The 19,284-nt window shown below is 63.9% G+C and carries 24 protein-coding genes; all 24 read left to right on the top strand.

The genetic code is table 11. The annotated features are described in order from the left end of the window. Window positions 1-10: 10 nt before the first annotated feature. The 24 genes from EO156_RS00695 to EO156_RS00810 all read left to right on the top strand — a co-directional run bounded on the left by EO156_RS00695 (window position 11) and on the right by EO156_RS00810 (window position 19,281). Window positions 11-778, top strand: a complete 768-nt coding sequence (locus EO156_RS00695) for a flagellar hook-basal body protein (RefSeq protein WP_016849721.1) — start codon at window positions 11-13, stop codon at window positions 776-778. Further along, window positions 778-1,485, top strand: coding sequence for a flagella basal body P-ring formation protein FlgA (locus EO156_RS00700; protein WP_026006957.1), 708 nt, complete (start codon window positions 778-780; stop codon window positions 1,483-1,485). Before EO156_RS00695 ends, EO156_RS00700 begins: the two co-directional genes overlap by 1 nt. 10 nt (window positions 1,486-1,495) lie before the next feature. After that, window positions 1,496-2,059 carry a flagellar basal body L-ring protein FlgH gene (locus tag EO156_RS00705; protein ID WP_003488399.1) on the top strand — a complete coding sequence of 188 codons (564 nt, stop codon included), beginning with the start codon at window positions 1,496-1,498 and terminating at the stop codon, window positions 2,057-2,059. Continuing rightward, window positions 2,056-3,171: a flagellar basal body P-ring protein FlgI gene (locus EO156_RS00710; RefSeq protein WP_005932833.1), complete on the top strand. Its 1,116-nt coding sequence runs from the start codon at window positions 2,056-2,058 to the stop codon at window positions 3,169-3,171. The genes EO156_RS00705 and EO156_RS00710 overlap by 4 nt, the downstream gene beginning before the upstream one ends. A 7-nt stretch (window positions 3,172-3,178) precedes the next feature. Beyond that, window positions 3,179-3,556 (top strand): hypothetical protein, encoded by a 378-nt coding sequence (locus tag EO156_RS00715; protein WP_005932831.1) that lies wholly within the window; start codon window positions 3,179-3,181, stop codon window positions 3,554-3,556. Next, window positions 3,553-3,936 carry a flagellar basal body rod C-terminal domain-containing protein gene (locus EO156_RS00720; protein WP_016849719.1) on the top strand — a complete coding sequence of 128 codons (384 nt, stop codon included), beginning with the start codon at window positions 3,553-3,555 and terminating at the stop codon, window positions 3,934-3,936. The genes EO156_RS00715 and EO156_RS00720 overlap by 4 nt, the downstream gene beginning before the upstream one ends. Continuing rightward, on the top strand, window positions 3,936-4,232 hold the full coding sequence (gene fliE, locus EO156_RS00725) for a flagellar hook-basal body complex protein FliE (RefSeq protein ID WP_016849718.1): 297 nt from the start codon (window positions 3,936-3,938) through the stop codon (window positions 4,230-4,232). Before EO156_RS00720 ends, fliE begins: the two co-directional genes overlap by 1 nt. Window positions 4,233-4,242: 10 nt before the next feature. After that, window positions 4,243-5,619 carry a flagellar basal-body MS-ring/collar protein FliF gene (fliF, locus tag EO156_RS00730; RefSeq protein ID WP_230578006.1) on the top strand — a complete coding sequence of 459 codons (1,377 nt, stop codon included), beginning with the start codon at window positions 4,243-4,245 and terminating at the stop codon, window positions 5,617-5,619. 4 nt (window positions 5,620-5,623) lie between these two features. After that, window positions 5,624-6,070: a hypothetical protein gene (locus EO156_RS00735; RefSeq protein WP_005932824.1), complete on the top strand. Its 447-nt coding sequence runs from the start codon at window positions 5,624-5,626 to the stop codon at window positions 6,068-6,070. A gap of 65 nt (window positions 6,071-6,135) precedes the next feature. Beyond that, on the top strand, window positions 6,136-6,711 hold the full coding sequence (locus tag EO156_RS00740) for a FliH/SctL family protein (RefSeq protein ID WP_026006925.1): 576 nt from the start codon (window positions 6,136-6,138) through the stop codon (window positions 6,709-6,711). Next, window positions 6,711-8,036 carry a FliI/YscN family ATPase gene (locus EO156_RS00745; protein ID WP_016849544.1) on the top strand — a complete coding sequence of 442 codons (1,326 nt, stop codon included), beginning with the start codon at window positions 6,711-6,713 and terminating at the stop codon, window positions 8,034-8,036. The genes EO156_RS00740 and EO156_RS00745 overlap by 1 nt, the downstream gene beginning before the upstream one ends. After that, a complete protein-coding gene (locus EO156_RS00750; RefSeq protein WP_016849543.1) occupies window positions 8,029-8,490 on the top strand; it encodes a hypothetical protein in 462 nt (153 codons plus the stop codon). The genes EO156_RS00745 and EO156_RS00750 overlap by 8 nt, the downstream gene beginning before the upstream one ends. Beyond that, complete coding sequence (locus tag EO156_RS00755; protein WP_124632037.1) at window positions 8,480-9,223, top strand: hypothetical protein; 744 nt, start codon at window positions 8,480-8,482, stop codon at window positions 9,221-9,223. The genes EO156_RS00750 and EO156_RS00755 overlap by 11 nt, the downstream gene beginning before the upstream one ends. Beyond that, a complete protein-coding gene (locus EO156_RS00760; protein ID WP_003488376.1) occupies window positions 9,213-9,629 on the top strand; it encodes a flagellar hook capping FlgD N-terminal domain-containing protein in 417 nt (138 codons plus the stop codon). Before EO156_RS00755 ends, EO156_RS00760 begins: the two co-directional genes overlap by 11 nt. An 11-nt stretch (window positions 9,630-9,640) precedes the next feature. Further along, window positions 9,641-10,804, top strand: a complete 1,164-nt coding sequence (locus EO156_RS00765) for a flagellar hook-basal body complex protein (RefSeq protein ID WP_003488374.1) — start codon at window positions 9,641-9,643, stop codon at window positions 10,802-10,804. A 54-nt stretch (window positions 10,805-10,858) separates the two neighbouring features. Beyond that, complete coding sequence (locus EO156_RS00770; protein ID WP_230578005.1) at window positions 10,859-11,548, top strand: FliM/FliN family flagellar motor C-terminal domain-containing protein; 690 nt, start codon at window positions 10,859-10,861, stop codon at window positions 11,546-11,548. Window positions 11,549-11,575: 27 nt separating this feature from the next. Then, window positions 11,576-11,830 carry a FliM/FliN family flagellar motor switch protein gene (locus EO156_RS00775; RefSeq protein WP_046830722.1) on the top strand — a complete coding sequence of 85 codons (255 nt, stop codon included), beginning with the start codon at window positions 11,576-11,578 and terminating at the stop codon, window positions 11,828-11,830. Between the two features lie 8 nt (window positions 11,831-11,838). Beyond that, window positions 11,839-12,162 carry a hypothetical protein gene (locus tag EO156_RS00780; RefSeq protein ID WP_003488368.1) on the top strand — a complete coding sequence of 108 codons (324 nt, stop codon included), beginning with the start codon at window positions 11,839-11,841 and terminating at the stop codon, window positions 12,160-12,162. 44 nt (window positions 12,163-12,206) lie between these two features. Further along, window positions 12,207-12,911 (top strand): flagellar type III secretion system pore protein FliP, encoded by a 705-nt coding sequence (gene fliP, locus EO156_RS00785; protein ID WP_230578012.1) that lies wholly within the window; start codon window positions 12,207-12,209, stop codon window positions 12,909-12,911. 6 nt (window positions 12,912-12,917) lie between these two features. Continuing rightward, window positions 12,918-13,577, top strand: a complete 660-nt coding sequence (locus EO156_RS00790) for a sigma-70 family RNA polymerase sigma factor (RefSeq protein ID WP_016849540.1) — start codon at window positions 12,918-12,920, stop codon at window positions 13,575-13,577. Window positions 13,578-13,805: 228 nt separating this feature from the next. After that, complete coding sequence (gene poxB / locus EO156_RS00795) at window positions 13,806-15,515, top strand: ubiquinone-dependent pyruvate dehydrogenase (protein ID WP_026006923.1); 1,710 nt, start codon at window positions 13,806-13,808, stop codon at window positions 15,513-15,515. A gap of 49 nt (window positions 15,516-15,564) precedes the next feature. Further along, window positions 15,565-17,007, top strand: a complete 1,443-nt coding sequence (locus EO156_RS00800) for a HAMP domain-containing sensor histidine kinase (RefSeq protein WP_016849538.1) — start codon at window positions 15,565-15,567, stop codon at window positions 17,005-17,007. After that, window positions 16,992-18,338 carry a sigma-54 dependent transcriptional regulator gene (locus tag EO156_RS00805; RefSeq protein WP_016849537.1) on the top strand — a complete coding sequence of 449 codons (1,347 nt, stop codon included), beginning with the start codon at window positions 16,992-16,994 and terminating at the stop codon, window positions 18,336-18,338. The genes EO156_RS00800 and EO156_RS00805 overlap by 16 nt, the downstream gene beginning before the upstream one ends. 190 nt (window positions 18,339-18,528) lie before the next feature. Further along, window positions 18,529-19,281, top strand: coding sequence for a hypothetical protein (locus EO156_RS00810; protein ID WP_029827832.1), 753 nt, complete (start codon window positions 18,529-18,531; stop codon window positions 19,279-19,281). The last annotated feature ends 3 nt before the right edge of the window (window positions 19,282-19,284 follow it).

Raw genomic sequence — 19,284 nt, forward strand, 5'->3', positions numbered from 1 at the left:
GACTGCCCTGATGATCGACGCTCTTTACATCTCATCCACCGGCCTGCGCGGTCAGCAGCAGCAGATCGACGTGATCTCCAACAACGTCGCCAACATGCAGACGCCGGGCTTCAAGCGCGGACGCGTCAACTTTGCCGAGATCGCCAATGCGCCTCTGCCCGGCCAGGGTATCGGACAGGCCGGCAACGTGCATGGCGGTGGCATTCGTGTGAGCTCCACCTCGCTGGAGTTCGGTGCCGGCGCACTGCAGCCCACGCGTAACCCGTTGGATCTGGCCATCGATGGCGATGGTTTCTTTGAGATCGAGAATGCCAATGGCGATCGGTTCTACACACGCTCGGGTCGTTTTCATGTCGATGCCGAAGGTTACCTGGCCATCTCCAACGGCATGCGTCTGTCGGCAGGAATCCAGATGCCGCAGGGTTCTGCGGATGTGCTGATCTCTTCGGCTGGCGAAGTGAGCGCCAAGCTCGATGGCAGCGAAGAGCGTTCGGTTCTGGGCAGCATCGATCTGGTCAGCTTCGTGTCTACCGAGGGCCTGGAGTCGCGCGGAGAGAACGTGTTTCAGGCGGCGGCCCGTTCCGGCGAAGCGATTCCGTTGGCCGCAGGCAGCAGTGGGTCAGGGAAAGTGCAGCAGGGCTATCTGGAAGCGGCCAACGTCGACATGATCGATGAGATGACCGGACTGGTGCTGGCACAACGGGCGTATCAGCTCAACGCGCGGGTGCTGCAAGCCTCCGACCAGATCCTCGAAACCATCAACAACCTGCGCCGCTGATGACTAGGGTGCTTGCCTTGTGGTTGTTGATGGCCTGTGCCAGCGCGCAGGCGAACAACGTCTCGCCCGATCGACTGATCGCGACAGCGCGCGCCTCGCTTGAGGCGTTGTCCAGTACGTTGCCGGGCGAGGTGATTCTGACCGCGTCCGCGCTGCCGGCCTCGCAATTGGACACGGAAACGGTCACCGCACGGTTGACGCTGCAGGCCGGGCCGATCGATGGAACCTGGCCCCGCAAGCGTGTGGGCGTACCCGTCCAGATTCTGCTCGATGGCGTGCCGACACAGACCAGGATGGTCTGGTTTACCGTGCAATGGTGGCTGGAGCGGCCGACCTATGCACATGCATTTGCCAATGGCACACCGGGCGAGCAGGTGGTCGTCGTGACTAAGCGCATGGACGTGGCCGGTGTACTTGCCGTCGACGAGCTGGCGGCGCCAGGCAAGGCGCCAGCGGCGGCCCGCTTGAAGCACGCGGTGCGGGCAGGCGATCTGGTGCAGACGCACGATTTCGCTGCCGCCCCTGCGATCGCGCGACGCGATCCGGTGACCCTGCGCATTCGCCGTGGTGCGGTCGAACTGCAGTTGCCGGCGATCGCGGCGGCCGATGGACAACCCGGTGAGGCGATTGCCGTCCTGCCCCAGGGCGCACGCACGCCTGTACAGGCACGTGTGGTCGCCAGTGGTGAGGTGTCCATTGAACACTAGAGACACGCTCATGCTCGCTGCGCTGCTGTCGGCGACGTCAAGCCAATGCGCCTTGGCACAGGAAAGCCTCATCAACCCGAACACGTATCGCGGCATCGCTGCCGACCGACGCGCTTACCGCGTGGGCGATGTGTTGACGGTGAACGTATTGGAAGCGGCCAGAGCGCGCTCCGGTGCGGCCACCGATGCCGGTTCCGATGTTCGCCTGAGTGGCACCGCAGGCAACAATGCCTATCGCGGCAGCTTCGACGCCGGTCTGTCCGGTGCCACCAAGGGCAGCGCGGAAACGTCGCGGGTGGGTGAGTTGCGTACGCAATTGTCCGTACAGGTCAAGGAGGTGCTGAATGATGGATCGCTGGTGGTCGAAGGCGAGCAGTCGCTGTTGATCAACAAGGAAGATCAGCGCATCACGCTGAGCGGCATCGTGCGGCCGGACGACATCCTCGCCGATAACACCGTGTGGTCGCATCGGCTCGCCAATGCGCGTGTGGAGTTCAACGGCAAGGGTGTGGTTGCCGAGTCGCAACGTCAAAGCGTGGCCTACCGGCTGCTCAAGTGGCTGAGGGTGCTATGAACCTGCGTTTGCTGGTGCTCCTGCTTACGCTGTCGGCTGCATCTGCGCATGCCGCCCCGGTCTCCGATGTCAGAATCAAGGACATCGCACGCATCGCGGGTGTGCGCGAGAATCCGCTGACCGGCTATGGGTTGGTGTTCGGTCTTTCCGGGACCGGTGACTCGGCGCGCAATCGCGCGACCGTACAATCAGTCGGCAATACGCTGCGCAACTTCGGTGTCAGCGTCGAACTGGGCGACCTGTCCAGTCGCAATGTCGCAGCCGTGCTGGTCACGGCCAAACTGCCGGCGTTCGCCGAGCCTGGCCAGCCGCTCGATGTGCAGGTTGCCTCCGCGGGCGATGCTCGCAGCCTCACCGGCGGGACCTTGATGCTGGCACCCTTGAGCGGGCCCGATGGCAAGGTCTACGCCATCGCACAGGGGGCGATCTCGGTCGGCGGTTATCAGTTCGAGGCGATCACCGCATCGGTGCAGAAAAATCATCCCACGGTCGGTTGGATTCCTTCCGGCGCCACCGTCGAGCGTGCAGCCGCGCTGGATGTCGCCGGTGAGCCGGGGACCTTGAGCATCCTGCTGGACGAAGCGGACTTCACCACCGCCAATCGCATCGCGCAGGCAGTGAGTGCCAGCTTGCCGGGCGTCACCGCAGAGGCCGAGCATGCCGGCAAGGTCGTCGTTCATTACCGAGACAATCCTAGCCGGGTGGCGCGCATCTCGCAGATCGAAAATGTACGGGTGGCGCGTGAGCGGCCGGCACGAGTGATCATCAACGAACGCACCGGCACGGTCGTGGCCGGAAGCAATATCCGCCTGGGGCAGGTAAGCATTTCCCATGGCGACCTTCGCGTGGAGATCTCCACGCGGTACAGCGTCTCGCAACCGGATGGGCTGTTGGTGCGTCCGGGCGCCGGGGTGCGCAGCGTGCTGGTCCCGGAGAGCACCATCAGCACCGAGGAGCCGATCGCACCGCTTGTGTCGGTCGCAGAAGGTGCCACTGTGGCTGACCTCATTTCCGCGTTGCGTACCGCCAAGCTGACCACCCGCGATGTCATCGCGGTCCTGCAATCCGTCAAATCCGCAGGCGCCCTGGATGGCGACCTGATCATTCAGTAGGTCACCCATGTCACAAGATCTCACCGTCGACGCCGTGCGCATGGCTCTTAGCCTCAACAAGCTCAAGGCCGAAGTCACCAGCTGGAATATCGCCAATGCATCGAGTCCCGACGCGCCGGTGTTCGTGATCGACCACAGCCGTACCGATCGTGTTCTCAATGCCGCTGCCGGCGCCAGCCCTGACGATGTTGCCGCATTGCTGGGCAACCCGGATTCGCCCACGCTGGCGATTGTGGACCAACGTTACGACCGCGAGCGCGCCAGCCTGGACGACTTGGTCGCCGAGTCGGTGTCTGCTGGTCTCAATTACCAGGCATTGACCGAGTCGCTGAGCCGACATTTCGGTCTGATGCGCCTGGCGGTGACCGGACGGAGCGGCGCATGAGCATCGATGCGATTCTGGACGCAAGCCGGGCAGGCATGCAGAACGAGCGGCTACGCATGGGCCTGGCCGGGCGGCATATTGCGGTCGCCAATCAGCCGATCGATCCCCGCCAGCTGGCTGTCCCGGCTACCGCTTCGTTCGCCGAGACGGTGGGCCTGGGCGATGGCATGGACGCGGCGCGCAGTCTTGGAACGCGCACGGTTCTGGATCCGAAGAACCCGATGGCCGACGCGCACGGGCAGGTGCACTACCCGGCAGTGGACATGGTGAGCGAGATGACCAGCCTGATGACAGCCAGTCGTGGCTACGAGGCGAATGTGCGCTCGTTCAACGTACTGCGCAGCATGGTGTTGCGTGCGTTTGAGATTGGAGCCAAGTGATGGCGATCGAAGCAATTGGAGCGATTGGGCCTGCGCAGGTGGAAACACTCGGCGCACCGGCTGCCGCCACCGAAGGCGTGAACTTCGCGGATGTGGTCGCACGTGGCATCTCCGGTGCAGACAGCGCCATCCAGACGGCGGATCAGCAGATGCGTGCAATGGCCGCAGGCCAAGAAGTGGCGCCGCACGATCTGATGATCTCGCTGGAAGAGGCGCGCATGCACCTGACGTTGCTGTCCGAGGTCCGTAACAAGCTGGTCGAGGGGTATCAGGAACTCTCGCGGATGCAACTGTAAGGACACTGACGTGCTTTCCTCTCTCAAAACGACTTACTCGGCATTGACCCCTGCCCGCAGGGTTGGACTGCTGGCTGCCGTTGGCATCTTGCTGCTGCTGACGGCAGCCACGATCTGGTGGGCGCTGGCGCCGCGCCAGGCGCTGCTCTTCGGTGAATTGAAGCAAGCCGATGCTGCCGAGGTTTCTGCAGCGCTGGATGAATGGAAGGTTCCCCACAGCTATACCGCAGACGGCAGCGGCATCCTGGTGGAACAGGCGCAGGTGCATCCATTGCGGATGCGCCTGGTGTCTGCCGGTGTTCCGAAAGGGGGGCATGTCGGATTCGAGCTGTTCGATACCAACGAGTTCGGTGTCACCGAGTTCGCCCAGCGCATCAATTATCAACGTGCGCTACAGGGTGAAATCGAGCGCACCATCGCTACGATTCCCGGTGTCGAATCGGTGCGCGTACACCTTTCGATTCGCCGCCCCGGGGTGTTTCTGGCCGAAGACAGCCAGTCAAAGGCATCGGTGGCCGTGTCACTTGTGCCCGGTGCCGCGCTGACAGCAAAGCAGGTCAGCGGAATTCGCGATCTGGTTGCCTCGGCCGTGGACGGACTGGCGCCTGAGGCCGTGGTGGTGGTGGGGCCGAGCGGCATGCAACTGGCGGCAGGCGCCAACGAGGCCGCCGGCGGAGTACAGGGCGATCTGGCACGCGATCTGGGAGCCGGTTACGAACGTGATATCCGCAAGATTCTTGAGGCGCAGCCGTCCACTGCGGGCGCATCGATTTCGGTCAATGTCGCACTGAACTTCGACAAGGTACGCACCACCAGCGAGCGCACGCTGGTGGCGCCAGGCCAGGATCACGGGACGCTGGTGCGTCGCAGCTCCAGCTCGGATCGCGCGACCGACGCCGGCAGCGGGGCGGTCTTGAACGAGCAGGTCGAGTACGCACACGGCACCGAGAAGCAGGAGATCACGCGTGCTACCGGACGCGTCGAGCGGATCAGCGTTGCGATTGCATTACGCCAGCCGTTGACCGAGGTGGAACGGCAGCATCTGCAGCGTCTGGTAATGGCGGCAATCGGTGGCGATGCCGCGCGCGGCGATGTTGTCGAGATCGGCGTGGGAGCCGCTGCGTTACCCAGCCGACAGACGGTGCAACCGGCCGTGGCTGCACCCACTCCCGATCGCCCGGTTGCTGGTGATGGCATCGTGTCGACCCGGCCAGCAAGCCTGTTGATCTGGTTGCTGGTCGCCCTAGCGCTTGGCCTGATCACCGGTCTATCGATAGGCAGGGCAGTGACGCGTGCGCGCAACAAGCGCCTGAGCAGGGAGCAGAGCGAACAGGCAGCGCAACAGATTCGAACCTGGCTGCTGGGGCCTGCGCATGAGCGAGGCTGAGTGCATGCGCAAGTCTGCGCTGCTTGCCAGCGTCATGCGCTCCGGCGAGCGTCGGCGGTTGCTGGCATCGTTGCCGGCAGCCATGGCGGCACAGTTGCGTGAGCAGATCGCAGTCGTCCGTCGTCATGGCTGGGACGATCTAGCGCTGGTGGAGTCGGCGCTGCAGGTGTCGAGGTTGTCGATCGCGCACTCCGACACCGAGGTGGGTCTGGAGCAGATCGTGCAGCTGTCCGGCACATTGGGTGCGGCCACCTTGAGTCGCGTGGTCATGGCAGCGACATCGGCGGACCCGTCTTTCATCCTTGCCGCGCTAGCGCCTGCGACGGCCAGGGACGTTCGCGCCGAGCTTGCGACGGCCCGGCCACTGCCGCCAGCGCTAGCGGCTGCCGTGCGCAACGCGGCACACGGCCAGGTCACAGCTGCACATCCATCCATGCGGGCAGTGCCATGAAGCGTCTTGCCGTCACGTCGGACTGCCGTCCCTGGTATGCGCCTGCAGAGCCTGCATCGGACGATATGGCGTCCGCCGTCGCGCAAGAGCACTTGGTGCTGGAAGACGCACGTGCAAAGGGATATCAGGAAGGTCTGGCGCGCGCGCACGAGGAGGCCGCAACGCTGGCGCAACGCGAGTTGGAAAAGGTGACGGCCTCCTTGCAGGCCCAGGCCCACGCCGCGCACGAGGCGACCGAGCGCGTACGCGTGCAGATGCAAACCCTGATTGCCGGATTGGCGCAGGTCATCGAGCAGCAGGCACAACGCAGTCGCGAGGTTGCCGTGGAGGTGGCGTTTCACGCCGTCACCCACGTTGTTGGGGCCGCGTACGCAAAGGGGTCGCTGCTGACGGAGTTGTGCCATCGGGCAGTGCGGGATGCCGGTCATGAAGCGGTGGCGCTGCATGTATCGGAGCAGGACCTCTCGCTCTGCGCCAATCTGGCCGCCCTGCCGGTCCACTGCGATCTGGCGCTGCGGCCCGGGCAGTGCATCCTGGAAACGCGCGCGGGCAGAACCGAGTTCGGGCTGGATGTGCGCCTGACGGCGCTGCAGGCCGCCTTGCTGGACGGCTTGTCCACCTATACCGCAGTGCCGGACTGATGAGCCTGAGCCAGCATCTGACCACAGCCATCCAGACAGCGCGCTACGTGCGTCGCTACGGGCGCGTCTGTGCGTTCAATGGGCTGGTGATCGAAGCCGATGGACCTGACGCGCGCGTCGGGGATCTCTGTGAAGTTGTTATGGCGGCAGACGACCGGCGCGTGGATGCGCAGGTGGTGGGACTTCGGGACGGCAAGTTGCTGCTCATGCCGTACGGCGAGATCGCCGGTCTCGCGCCAGGGGCAAGAGTGGAGACCACGACACGGTCACTGGACGTACCGGTCGGCCATGCCTTGCTCGGGCGAGTCGTCGATGCATTCAGTCGCCCGCTCGACGCACTGGGGGCGTGCGTTCTCGATCGACGCTACCCGCTGCATGCAGCGCCGCCCAATCCACTGGAGCGGCGTGACATCACCGAGATTCTCGAAACCGGCGTCCATGCGGTGGATGGCTTACTGACCTTGGGCAAGGGGCAGCGCGTTGGCATTTTTGCAGGCAGCGGTGTGGGCAAGAGCACCTTGCTGGGAATGTTCGTGAGGCATGTGAAAGCCGACGTGATCGTGCTTGCACTGGTCGGCGAGCGTGGTCGCGAGGTTGGCGATTTTGTTCGCCATACGCTCGGGTCGGAGACGATGAAGCGCTGCGTGGTGATGGCCGCCACTGCAGACCAGCCGGCATTGGTACGCACCCATGCAGTGCACGCAGCGCACGCGGTTGCAGAGTTCTTCAGGGACCAGGGTAAATCGGTGTTGCTGGTGGTGGATTCGATGACCCGGTTCGCCATGGCGCAGCGCGAGATTGGTCTGGCCAGCGGCGAGCCCCCAACCTTCCGTGGCTATACGCCGTCGGTGTTTGCATGGTTGCCACGGATTGCCGAGCGCTGCGGGAACTTCCAGGGTGGCGCAATCACTGCGATCTATAGCGTGCTGGTGGAAGGCGACGACCTCAACGAGCCCATCACCGATCATATGCGCGCCATTCTGGACGGGCATATCGTGCTGGATCGCAGGCTGGCGTCCAAAGGGCAGTATCCGGCCATCAATGTACTTGCCAGCGTCAGTCGCCTGCTTACCCAACTTGCCACGCGCGGCGATGTGGACGTGGCGGCGCGCGTACGGCGCGTGCTGGCCATTCTTGAGGATTCCCGCGATCTGGTGGAACTGGGCGCTTATCAATCCGGAGCGAATCCCGCGCTGGACCAGGCATTGGAAGCCTGGCCGCAGGTAGAGGCGGTTCTCAAGCAGGCCGGGCTCCCCCCAATGACGCGGGTGCAAACCCTGCAGACCTTGCAGCGCGCGCTACCGCTGGAGGAAGCGCATGGCTGACGATGACGCGCGTCGACAACTGCAACGACTTGCCGTGCTTGCGCGTGTACGCGATTTGCAGACGCGCAAGGCGTCGCTGGTGCTGCAGGGCACGCTGCGCGAAAGCCGCAGAGCGCATGCGCTTGAGCAAGCCAGCCAACAGCGCGTTCACGCGGTCACTGACTGGAAGCAGCGAGCAGCCAATGGCCTACTGCAGCTGGATACTTATCAGGTCGCGCTGCAGGTCGAGGCTGCCGTGCATGCAGAACATATCCAGGCCTCGTTAGAGGCGGATGTCTGCGACGCCAGTGTGGACATCGACCGAGCCGCTCATCGTGGTGCCTCGGCACAGGAGCGGGCTGTCGACGAACGCCATCGACGCCTGTCCGAGCAGACACTGCACGAGCGGGAACGCGCCGAATCCGACACCTCTGCTGAACTCTGGCTTGCAAGGAGGGCGTGCCATGGCCATTGAGTCTGCAACGCCCCCACCTGCTGCGGTTCCGCCGCGGCCCCACGGCGAGCTGCGCGAGCAGGGCCCATCGAATGACGCCGTGGCGTTCGAACGTTGGCTCTCATCCGAGCGCGAAGCAGGCAGTTCGTCTAACGCAAGTTCCGAGCAGATGGTGCATGCCAGAACCGTGTCGACCACGCGCGCGTCAAACACCGTCGACCAGAGCCTGATACTGGATTCGATCGTGTTCGAGTGGATGTCAACGGCGACGTATCTGATGTCGTATGTAGATCATCGCAGTCATGGTCAGGATGCGGTGGCGCCAAGCGTTGCTACACTCGATGTCAACGCGTGGCCGTCGGTACTGGCCGGGTCGGGCCTGCAAGCACCGAACCTGCAACAGTCCACTCATCCGGCGTCATTTGCGTTGGGGTCGCAGATAGCCGGCGCAGGCTTGCCGGTTACCTCGACCGCATATACCGCAGCAGATGCCAACGCGTCGTCACGTGCGTCCTCGGCGAGCAGTATCGGTGCGTTGGCAGAGTGGATGACGCGCGCGATGAGACAGATCTCCGATGCGCAGGGGCGCGCCACCTGGTGGATACGCGACTACCGACTTTCTGCCACTCAGATTCCTGCCCTGCTCATTGCGCTCTTGCACTCCGGGCAAGGTCAGCCTGACCGGATCATGCTCAATGGTGCGCTCGTTTGGCAGCGCTCTTCCAATACTCAAGGAGTCAACAATGGCGATTGATTCGATCGGTGCGATCGTGAACAACGGCAGTTCAAGTGCGCAATCGAACAACACCATCGACCAGGACGGCTTCATCAAGCTATTCCTGTCGCAGCTACAGTTTCAGGATCCATTGGAACCGGTGGATAACCGCGAGTTCCTGGCGCAGCTTGCACAGTTCAGCAATCTGGAGCAATCGCGCCAGCTCAGCCTCAATTCCGAAGGGGCGCTGAGCATGAATGCCACCAGCCAGGGACTCAGTCTGCTGAGCCGCAGGATTGAAGTCACCCAGGCAAGTGGCAACACCGCAACGGGTGTGGTCAAGGCGATCGAGTTCAGCGCCTCCGGTCCGCTATTGACGGTCGAAACCAGTGCGGGCGTTCTCACGGGCATCCGTCTTCCACAGATCACACTGGTCCAGCAGTAAGGAGGCGACGCATGTTTCAGGCACTCTACAACTCGCTCTCCGGACTTTTCAGCTTTTCCAAGAGCCTGGATACGGTGAGTAACAACGTTGCAAACATGAACACCCCCGGCTTTCGGGGAAGCGACGCGTTCTTCGAGAATCTGGCTGGCGAACATGGCACACGCATCGTCGGCTCCGGCTTGCGCACCACAGCAGGGGATCTGCGGCAGACCGGCAATGCGACGGACGTCGCGGTCGACGGTGCCGGCTATTTCGTCCTGCGCGACTCCAGTGGCGGACTGCATTACACGCGCGCGGGCCAATTCATTATCGATGACCGTGGCGTCCTGGTGGACAGCGTCAGTCGCTATGACGTGATGTCGATCAGCAGCAATGGACAACTATCGCAGCTGAACCTGGACGGCCTGCGCACACTGGATGCAAAACCCACGACAAGTGTGCGATTGAGCGGCAACCTGTCGCCCACGTCCACCGGCAGTTCGGCAGCCGATATCAAGGTCTATGACGCGGCGGGCTCGGTCCATACCCTCAAGGTCACCACCAGCGCGCCGGTGGCATCGGTTGGATCCGGTCGTACCTACCGTGTCACCGTGACCGATGAATCTGGCGCACAGGTCGGTAGCGGCGATTTGCGTTTCAGTACCAGCGGGATGCTGGAAACGGGCTCGGGCAATCTCGAGGTCACCCTCTCGGTGGGTTCCAGCACCCAGAAGGTCGCACTTGGCTTCGGTACGCCAGGTACGTTTACCGGAACCACCAGCCTGTCCGGTCTGACCGATAGCCTGACCGCCACGGTGGAAGACGGGAGCCCGGTGCTAGGCATCAATGCGCTGGCGTTCGACAGCAAGGGCGTGCTGCAGGTCACCTACAGCTCGACGGAGAAACGCCAGGGCGCGCAACTGGCGTTGGCGGCGTTCCAGAGCGAGAGCACCCTGGAACTGTCCAGCGGGCGCATGCTGTCGGACGTGGACAGCCAGCGCAGCGAGCTCGGGCGTGCCGGATCCAGCGTGTTTGGAAGCATCCAGGGCGGCAGCCTGGAAATGTCCAATATCGATCTTACCCAGGAATTTGCAGACATGCTAATCATCCAACGCGGGTATCAGGCCAGCTCGCGTGTGATGACGGTCAGCAACGAGATGATCGAACAGCTCTACAACAGCACACGGGGCGGCTGATCGATGAGACGCCTTGGTTGGATACGTCCTGCCAGCGCACAGGCGCTGTGCGGCATGTTGCAGGTGCGCTTCGGTGCATGGCTTGGAGAATGGTCGGCTTCGGATGGGCAGGTCGAGGTTGGTGCTCGGGTTGAACTCGCCGTGACCGAAGATGTTCCGGATGTCGTGCACTACCAGATGGTGACGACGCGCGCTGGCGGTCTATTCGGGCTTCGTCTGTGCAGGGGAACGGCGTCAGCACTCGGTGCGGTGATGATGGGTCTTGCTGGCGCCGCCGACGTAAGTTTGTGCGGAAATGTGGGTGAGCAGGCATTGCATGCGCTGTTGACTACGCTGGCCGAAAAGAGCCCAGTAGAGGCTTCCACGCCGACGCATCCTGTCGATCCACTCCGATTCCTTTCGAGACACGGCGCGCTTTGTGCCCGCGTGCAGTGGGGCGACTTCCAGGTCGAATTGATGGCCGATGCGGTGTGGTGTGCAGCGCAGGATGAGAGCGTCGAGCCACTGCAGCCGCCTGTGCTGACGGCACGCAGTGAGGCGTTGCGCAGTCAATCCGTGGCGCTACATGCTCAATTGATCCTGGGCGAAGTGGAACTTGGCGAGTTTTCCACGTTGCGCGTGGGAGAGGTCCTGGTCGTCGAAACCGATGCCCATGCCCCAGTCCAGCTCATGAGCGGCACCCATGTTCTGGCTGCTGCACGGCTGGTGGTCGCGGACGGCCAGCGCGCGCTTGAAGTGCATTGACCAACGAATCAGATCGAGGAGATGAAGATGAAAATGGAAACGACCACCGTGACGCGCGACCTTTCGATTTTCGCTCACGTCAAGGCGAAGCTCGTAGCGCATGTCGGACAGGTGGAGATGAGCGTCGACCAGATCATGGCACTCAAGCAGAGCGACGTCGTTTCGCTGGAAGAGTCCTGCGAGGCGCTGGTCACTCTCATGCTCAACGGCAAGGCGGTCGCCAGAGGGGAACTGATGGCGGTCGGCGACAAGTTGGGCGTGCGCATCCAGGAACTGCTCTGAGCACGAACATGCCGTCTGCCATTCCCTACCGCAGCGATACGGTACTGAGCGCAGCATCGCTCAGCCCTGTTCTCATCTGGACGACCGTCTTGCTGGCGGTATTGATCGCCGTGTTGGTGTGGCTCAAGAAGAAAGGCGTGATCGCGCGTTGGCAAGGTGGGGCGCAGGGAGCCGTTGCGGCTGGCGCCATCGTAAAACGCTCGGAATACCGAGTAAGCCGCCACACGGTCGTGCATTTGCTGGAAATCGAGGGCGAAAGGATCGTGGTTGCCGAATCCAGGGGCCAGATCAGTCTGCAACGCCTGGGTCCGACGGCAGGAGCCTCCACGTGACGCGCCTGCACGCCGGTCGCCGTTTGCTGGCTGGACTTGCCGCAGTGGGCTTGTTGGTCGTCGCCACCACTGCTTGCGCAGATCCGCTGGGTGAGCTGATGAACGCTGCAGGCAAGCAGGAGTTTTCGTCCACGTTGCGCGTCTTCGTGCTGATGACGATGCTCTCGTTCATCCCGGTCATCGTGATCGGGATGACATGCTTCACCCGCATCATCGTTGTCCTGGCCTTGCTGCGACATGCGCTGGGCATCCCACAGACGCCGCCCAATAGCGTGCTGATCACCTTGGCGATGCTCCTCACCCTGTTTTCGATGGGACCTGTGCTGGACAAGGTTCAGCGCGATGCGGTTTCACCTTATCTGGCGAACCAGATCACTGCGACAGAGGCGGTATCGCGGGCAACGCCGGCGCTACGCGACTTCATGGTCCGCCAGACGCGCGAGTCCGATCTGTTGGCGGTTACCGAAATGGCACGCGCAGCGCCACCCAGGACGGTAGAGGACATCCGCTTCACCCATCTGGCGGCCGCTTTCATCTTGAGCGAACTGAAGACTGCGTTTCAGATGGGGTTCGTGATCTTCCTTCCGTTTCTGATGATCGACCTGGTGGTCTCGGCGGTGCTGATGGCGCTCGGCATCATCATGCTGCCCCCGGCAACCGTCAGCCTGCCGCTCAAGCTCTTGCTGTTCATTTTGATCGACGGATGGGTGCTCGTGTCCAGGACGCTGCTGGGCAGCATCTGGTCCTGAGCTGCGATGGACGGGGAGGCACTTGTCGCCGAGCTTTGGAGACGATTCAAGGCTGACCACGATCTGCAGGCCAGGGATTTTCTGGTGACGGAGTATTCGCCCTGGGCCAAGTTGGTTGCCGCGGATGTTTATCGGCGTATTGGTCGCGGCGACCTGGATTGGGCCGATCACCTGCAGAATGCGCATGTCGGGATGCTGGAGGCGATGACCAGGTATGACCCATCACGTGCGATCCCGTTCACTTTGTACGCAAAACGCCGTGTGCGGGGTGCTGTATTCAATGGCGTCCGCCAACAAAAGCGTTCCAGTCCGGTCGAGGACGCCATCGATGTCGTTGCCGACGACATCGGTGGATTGGAGAGCTTCATCGGCTCGATTCTGGAGATCGCCACCCAGCATCTGGTCGAACATGCCACTGATGCATGGCCTGGGCGGCATCTGGCAGAGGAACAGGCGCGCGGTATTCTTGCGCAGGCGATGTTGCAGCTGGCACCACGGACGCGGGAGATCTTCATATCCCACTACTACCTGCACAAACCGTTCGTTCAGATCGCAGGTGAGCTAGGCGTGACCAAGGGAAGAGTCTCCCAGTTGCATTCGCAAGGGCTCGGCATCCTGCGCACGCAACTGAACGAGAGATGTTTCCAGAGAGGCGACTTTCTGTAGCAACCGCCCCGAGCGTGTCCTGGGTGGCTGGCACTGCGTGTCTGGGTTAGGGCATCGATCCTGACCGTCGGCCAGGGGCTGTAGACCGGCCGGTATGCGAAGGAGTTGTCCGCGACATACAGTCCGGAACCGTTCGCCTGCAGTTACTAGACACTGGACATACATCCACGCTGTCAAGCTACGCAATCAATGTTGGCGTGGAGCTGCATCGTGGCGAAGAAGAGAACGTTGGCGCGCTTTCTGGCCGAGACGCTGCAGAGCGCCGGGGTCGAGCGGATCTGGGGCGTCACCGGCGACAGCCTCAACGGCTTGACCGATGCCTTGCGCGAGATGCAGACCATCGAGTGGATGCATGTGCGGCACGAAGAGGTGGCCGCATTCGCCGCAGGTGCCGAGGCGGCGGTGACCGGCCAGCTGGCGGTGTGTGCGGGCAGTTGCGGGCCGGGCAATCTGCACCTGATCAACGGGCTGTTCGATTGCCATCGCAGCCGCCAGCCGGTACTTGCGATTGCCGCGCATATCCCATCGTCCGAGATCGGGCTCAGCTACTTTCAGGAGACCCACCCGCAAGAGCTGTTTCGCGAGTGCAGTCACTTCGTGGAGATGGTGACCAACCCGGCGCAGCTGCCGGAAGTGCTGCATCGGGCGATGCGCACGGCCATCCTGCAGCAAGGCGTGGCGGTGGTGGTGATTCCCGGCGATATCGCGTTGCTGGAGGTCGACAAACATGTCTCCAGTGCGTGGCCGGCGCTGCGTCAGCCGCGGGTGCTGCCTGCCGCCGAGGATGTGCGGCAATTGGCCGAGCTGCTGCAGCAGAGCAAGGCGGTGACGCTGTTGTGCGGCAGTGGCTGCGCCGGCGCGCATGACGCAGTCGTGGCGTTGGCCGACACGTTGGGTGCGCCGGTGGTGCATGCGCTGCGCGGCAAGGAATACGTGGAGTGGGACAACCCGTTCGATGTCGGCATGACCGGCCTGATCGGTTTCAGTTCCGGTTATCACGCGATGCTCAATTGCGACACCTTGCTCATGCTCGGCACGGATTTTCCGTACCGGCAGTTCTACCCAAAGGACGCGACCATCGTGCAGGTGGATCGCGACCCGAGCGCGCTCGGTCGGCGCACGCCGTTGCAGCTGGGCATTGCCGCCGATGTGGGCGAAACCATCGCAGCGTTGCTGCCGCAGCTGCAGCGCCGCGAAGAACGTGGCTTCCTGGAAAAGTCGCTTGCGCACTACCGCAAGGCGCGCGAAGGGCTGGACGATCTGGCGGTGCCGGCAGATCCCGGGCAGCCACTGCACCCGCAGTTCGTGACCCGGCTGATCAGCCAGATTGCCGATCAGGATGCAGTGTTCACCTGCGATGTCGGCACGCCCACGGTGTGGGCCGCCCGCTACCTGCGCATGAACGGCAAGCGCCGCTTGCTGGGGTCGTTCAATCACGGCTCGATGGCCAACGCGATGCCGCAGGCGCTTGGCGCACAAGCAGCATTTCCTGGTCGGCAAGTCATTTCGCTATCGGGCGATGGCGGTTTTGCGATGCTGATGGGCGATTTCATTTCGCTGGCGCAATTGCATCTGCCGGTGAAGGTGGTGGTGTTCAACAACGCCTCGCTGGGATTCGTGGCGATGGAGATGAAGGCCGCCGGTTATCTGGATACCGGTACCGAGCTGCGCAATCCGGATTTCGCGGCGATGAGCAACGCGATGGGCATCCTGGGCATTCGTGTCGATGAGTCGTCGCAACTGGAGCGTGCATTGCGCCAAGCCTTCGCGCATTCGGGTCCGGCGCTGGTGGATGTGCGGGTCGCCACGCAGGAGCTGGCGGTGCCGCCGGCGATCAAGCTCGAACAGGCCAAGGGGATGGGCCTGTATCTGCTCAAGGCAGTGATGAGCGGGCGTGGCGATGAGGTCATCGCGTTGGTAAAGACCAACCTGCGTTAATTCAGTTGCACTCACGCACACTGGCTGTCCTCTTCAGGCCGCTTCGTCCATGCCCCGTTCGCTGCTCCGGCAACTGTTGCTGATCTGGATGGTGATCGTGGCCGCCTGTGTGGGCGTGGCCACGATGTTGTACGGCCTGTATCGGCAGACCGAGGGAGTGCGGCTGGAGGAGGCGCGCCAGCAATTGGGCGGGCAATGCGCGCGCATCGTGCAACGCTATGCCGGGGCAAGCGAGGCAGCGCGTCGCGGCGACGATGGCGCGGGCCTGGCAGCGGTGGTGGTGCAGCTGGTGCTGGCCGATGCACCAGGTGTCGAAGGCGGTGTCTGGGACCTGCACAAGGGCTTTGTTGCCTACGCGTACCCGACCTACGACGGCAGCGACCACAAGACCGATATTCCCGCCGCTGAGTGGGCCAACATCGTCAACGCGGCGCAGCAGAGCGTGACGACAAAGCAAGCGGCGCAATACCGTCGCGACGGTCGCCGCGAGGTACTGCTGATCAGCGCCTGTCCGTTGGCATCCGGCAGCGCGGCATGGACGATGACGCGGGTGCCGGCCAGCAAGGCCGACGCGTGGCGGCCCCTGGTCGTCGGCATGCTGCTGATCTTCGCAATGGTGGCGATATCGGCCATTGCGCTGGGCGTGCTGGTGCGGCGCTGGAGCCAGCGCCTGCAGCGTATCCAGCAAGCGCTGGCCGCCGACACCGAGACGCCGCACATTCCGCCGACCGGGACGCCGGAACTGGACCGGCTGGGCGCGGCGGTCAACGACTATGCGCAGCGCAACGCGCAGGCGCTGGCGCAGACACGCCGGCTGGCCGACGAGCTGTCGCGGCACGAACGGCTTGCCGCACTCGGGCGTATGACGGCCACTGTGGCGCATGAAATCCGCAACCCGATTGCCACGATGCGGTTGGCGCTGGAAAACGAGATCGCGCGCGGCGATGCGACGCCGGACGATGCTGCGCATGGCGAGTTGATGCTGGGGCAGATTCGTCGCCTGGATGGTGTGGTCGAGAGCCTGCTCGGCATGGTGCAGCCGATCCGTCTGCAGCTGGAGACGGTGGTGGTGCAGGACTGGCTGGCGACGCTGCTGGAGCACGGTCCGTTACCGCCCGGCACGCCGCCGCCCCGCGTGCTGCTGCCGGCTGCGCCGTTGCGCTGGGCCCTGGATCCGCAGCAACTGGGGCGCGCGGTGCACAACCTGCTGCGCAATGCCGCGCAGCACGCCGATCCAGGCAGCGAGGTTACGCTGCAAGCGGCAGCAGTGGAGGGCATGTTGCAACTTCAGGTCTGCAACCGTGGCGCGCCGATCGCAGAACCGATCGCTGCACACTTGTTCGAACCGTTCGTCAGTGGCCGCGCCGACGGCAATGGCCTGGGGCTGGCGCTGGTGCGCGAGATCGCGCGCGCGCATGGCGGACACGCGCGCTACGCACATGCCGACGGGCTGACCCATTTCATTCTGGAGTTGCCATGGCGCGCATCCTGATCATCGACGACGATGCGGCGTTTCGCACCACCTTGCAGGCCACCTTGCGCTCGCTCGGGCATACGGCGGTCGCCGCCGAGAATGGGCCGGACGGGCTGGCCCGGTTGAGCGAAGGCGGCATCGACATGGCGTTTGTGGATTTCCGCATGCCGGGCATGGATGGCATCGCGGTGCTGCGCGCGCGCCTGGACGATGCGCAGGCGCGTCAGGTGCCGCTGGTGATGCTGACCGCCCATGTGTCCAGCGGCAACACGATCGAGGCGATGACGCTGGGCGCCTTCGATCATCTGGTCAAGCCGGTTGGTCGTGCCGACATCGTGGAGGTGGTGGAGCGCGCACTGCTCAGTCGCGCCGATGCGCAGGCTGCAGCGACAGACGCGTTGTCTGCGCCGGTCGAGGACGACGATGCACTGGTTGGCCACAGCCCGGCGATGCGCACCGTGCACAAGCGCATCGGCTTGGCGGCCGCCTCTGATCTGCCGGTGCTGATCACCGGGGAAACCGGCACCGGCAAAGAATTGGCGGCACGCGCGCTGCATCGCGCCAGCCCGCGCGCCAGTGCGCCATTCGTTGCAGTCAACTGCGCGGCCATTCCGCTGGAGTTGATGGAGAGCGAGCTGTTCGGCCATCGCAAGGGTGCGTTTTCCGGCGCCAGCAGCGACCGACGCGGGCTGATTCGCGAAGCCGATGGCGGCACGTTGTTTCTGGACGAAATCGGCGACATGCCATTGCCGATGCAGGCCAAGCTGCTGCGTTTCCTGCAGGAAGGCGAGGTGACGCCATTGGGTGGCAGCGGCCCGCAGAAGGTGGATGTGCGGGTGCTGGCCGCCACCCATCGCGACCTGGCGGCCTGCGTGGCCGACGGGCGCTTTCGTAGCGATCTGCGTTACCGCCTCAATGTGGTGCCGATCGAACTGCCGCCATTGCGCGAGCGTGGCCAGGACATCCTGTTGCTGGCGCAGCACTTCCTGAGCGCCAATGCAGCGCGTGCGCAGAGCCTGTCGCCGGCCGCGCAGGAGCGCCTGCTCGCGCACCGCTGGCCTGGCAATGTGCGCGAATTGCGCAACGTCATGCAGCGCAGCCAGGTGTTGGTGCGTGGCGCCAGCATCGATGCGGCGGATCTGGAGGAAGCGCTGGGCGAGGCTGGCGAGGCGCCGCCAAATGGTGCATCGGCGTTGACCGGCACCCTGCCCGAAGCGGTGGCGCAGCTGGAAAAACGGATGATCCAGTCGGCGCTGGAACAGAGCCAGGGCAATCGGGCAGAGGCCGCGCGCCGGTTGGGGATCCACCGGCAATTGCTCTATCGCAAGCTGGAGGAATACGGCTTGTGACACGCGCGCACGCGTCGAATGCAGATTGCGCGACAGCTGTCCCCAAACCGGACAGGGTGGATGAAATACAGACGTCTCTCTTCGGCTGTCGGCCAATGAAAGTCATTTAAAAACAATTACTTATCAATTGGCACGATTGCTGCTTTGCCTCTGGTACGCGGCCCCTTCCCGCCGCGCAGGAGACATCCCCATGATGCGTCAGACTGTTCTTGCAATTGCCCTGGCCTGCACCATCGGCGCCGCCGCCGCACAAGTGGCCGCCCCGCCGCCGCCGCCGGCTCCCAATGGCCCGATCGGCGGTCCGCCGGCCCCGCCGACCCCGGTCGCCGCCACACCGGTGAGCGTGAGCGGTACCGTCGAGCGCTTCCTGCTCAATCCCAATGGCGACGTCGACGGACTGTGGCTGCGCGACGGCACCCAGGTCGGGTTTCCGCCGCATCTGTCCAGCGAGGTGAAGGCGGCCGTCCGTGCCGGCGACAGTGTCGTCGTGAAGGGCTTCCGCCTGGGCAATCTGCCAGTGCTGCAGGTCAGTTCGATCCGCTCCGGCCGTAGCGGCCGCGAGGTGGTCGACCGCCCGCCGACCTTCGGCGCGGCCCCGCCACCGCCGCCGACCCCCGGCCAGCTGACCCCGTTGCAGTCCGATGGCACGATCCAGCGCCTGGTCTATGGGCCTGCCGGCGAGATCAATGGTGCGCTGGTCAGCGATGGCACGGTGGTGCGGATGCCGCCGCATCTGGCGCTGCAGTTTGCCGACCTGCTGCGCGCGGGGGCACCGCTGAGCGCCAGCGGCCTGGGTGTGGCCACCCCGGACGGCCGTGCGATCGAGGCGACCCAGTTGGGGCGTGATCGCTCCTCGCTGCGCGCGCTGTTCACCGCGCCGCGTCCGGACGGCCCGCTGCCGCCGCCCCCGCCGGGCACTCCAGTCCCGCCGGCCGGCCGTTGAGTC

The sequence above is a fragment of the Xanthomonas sp. DAR33341 genome, from assembly GCF_003992815.1.
Classification (GTDB): Bacteria; Pseudomonadota; Gammaproteobacteria; order Xanthomonadales; family Xanthomonadaceae; genus Xanthomonas; species Xanthomonas cissicola.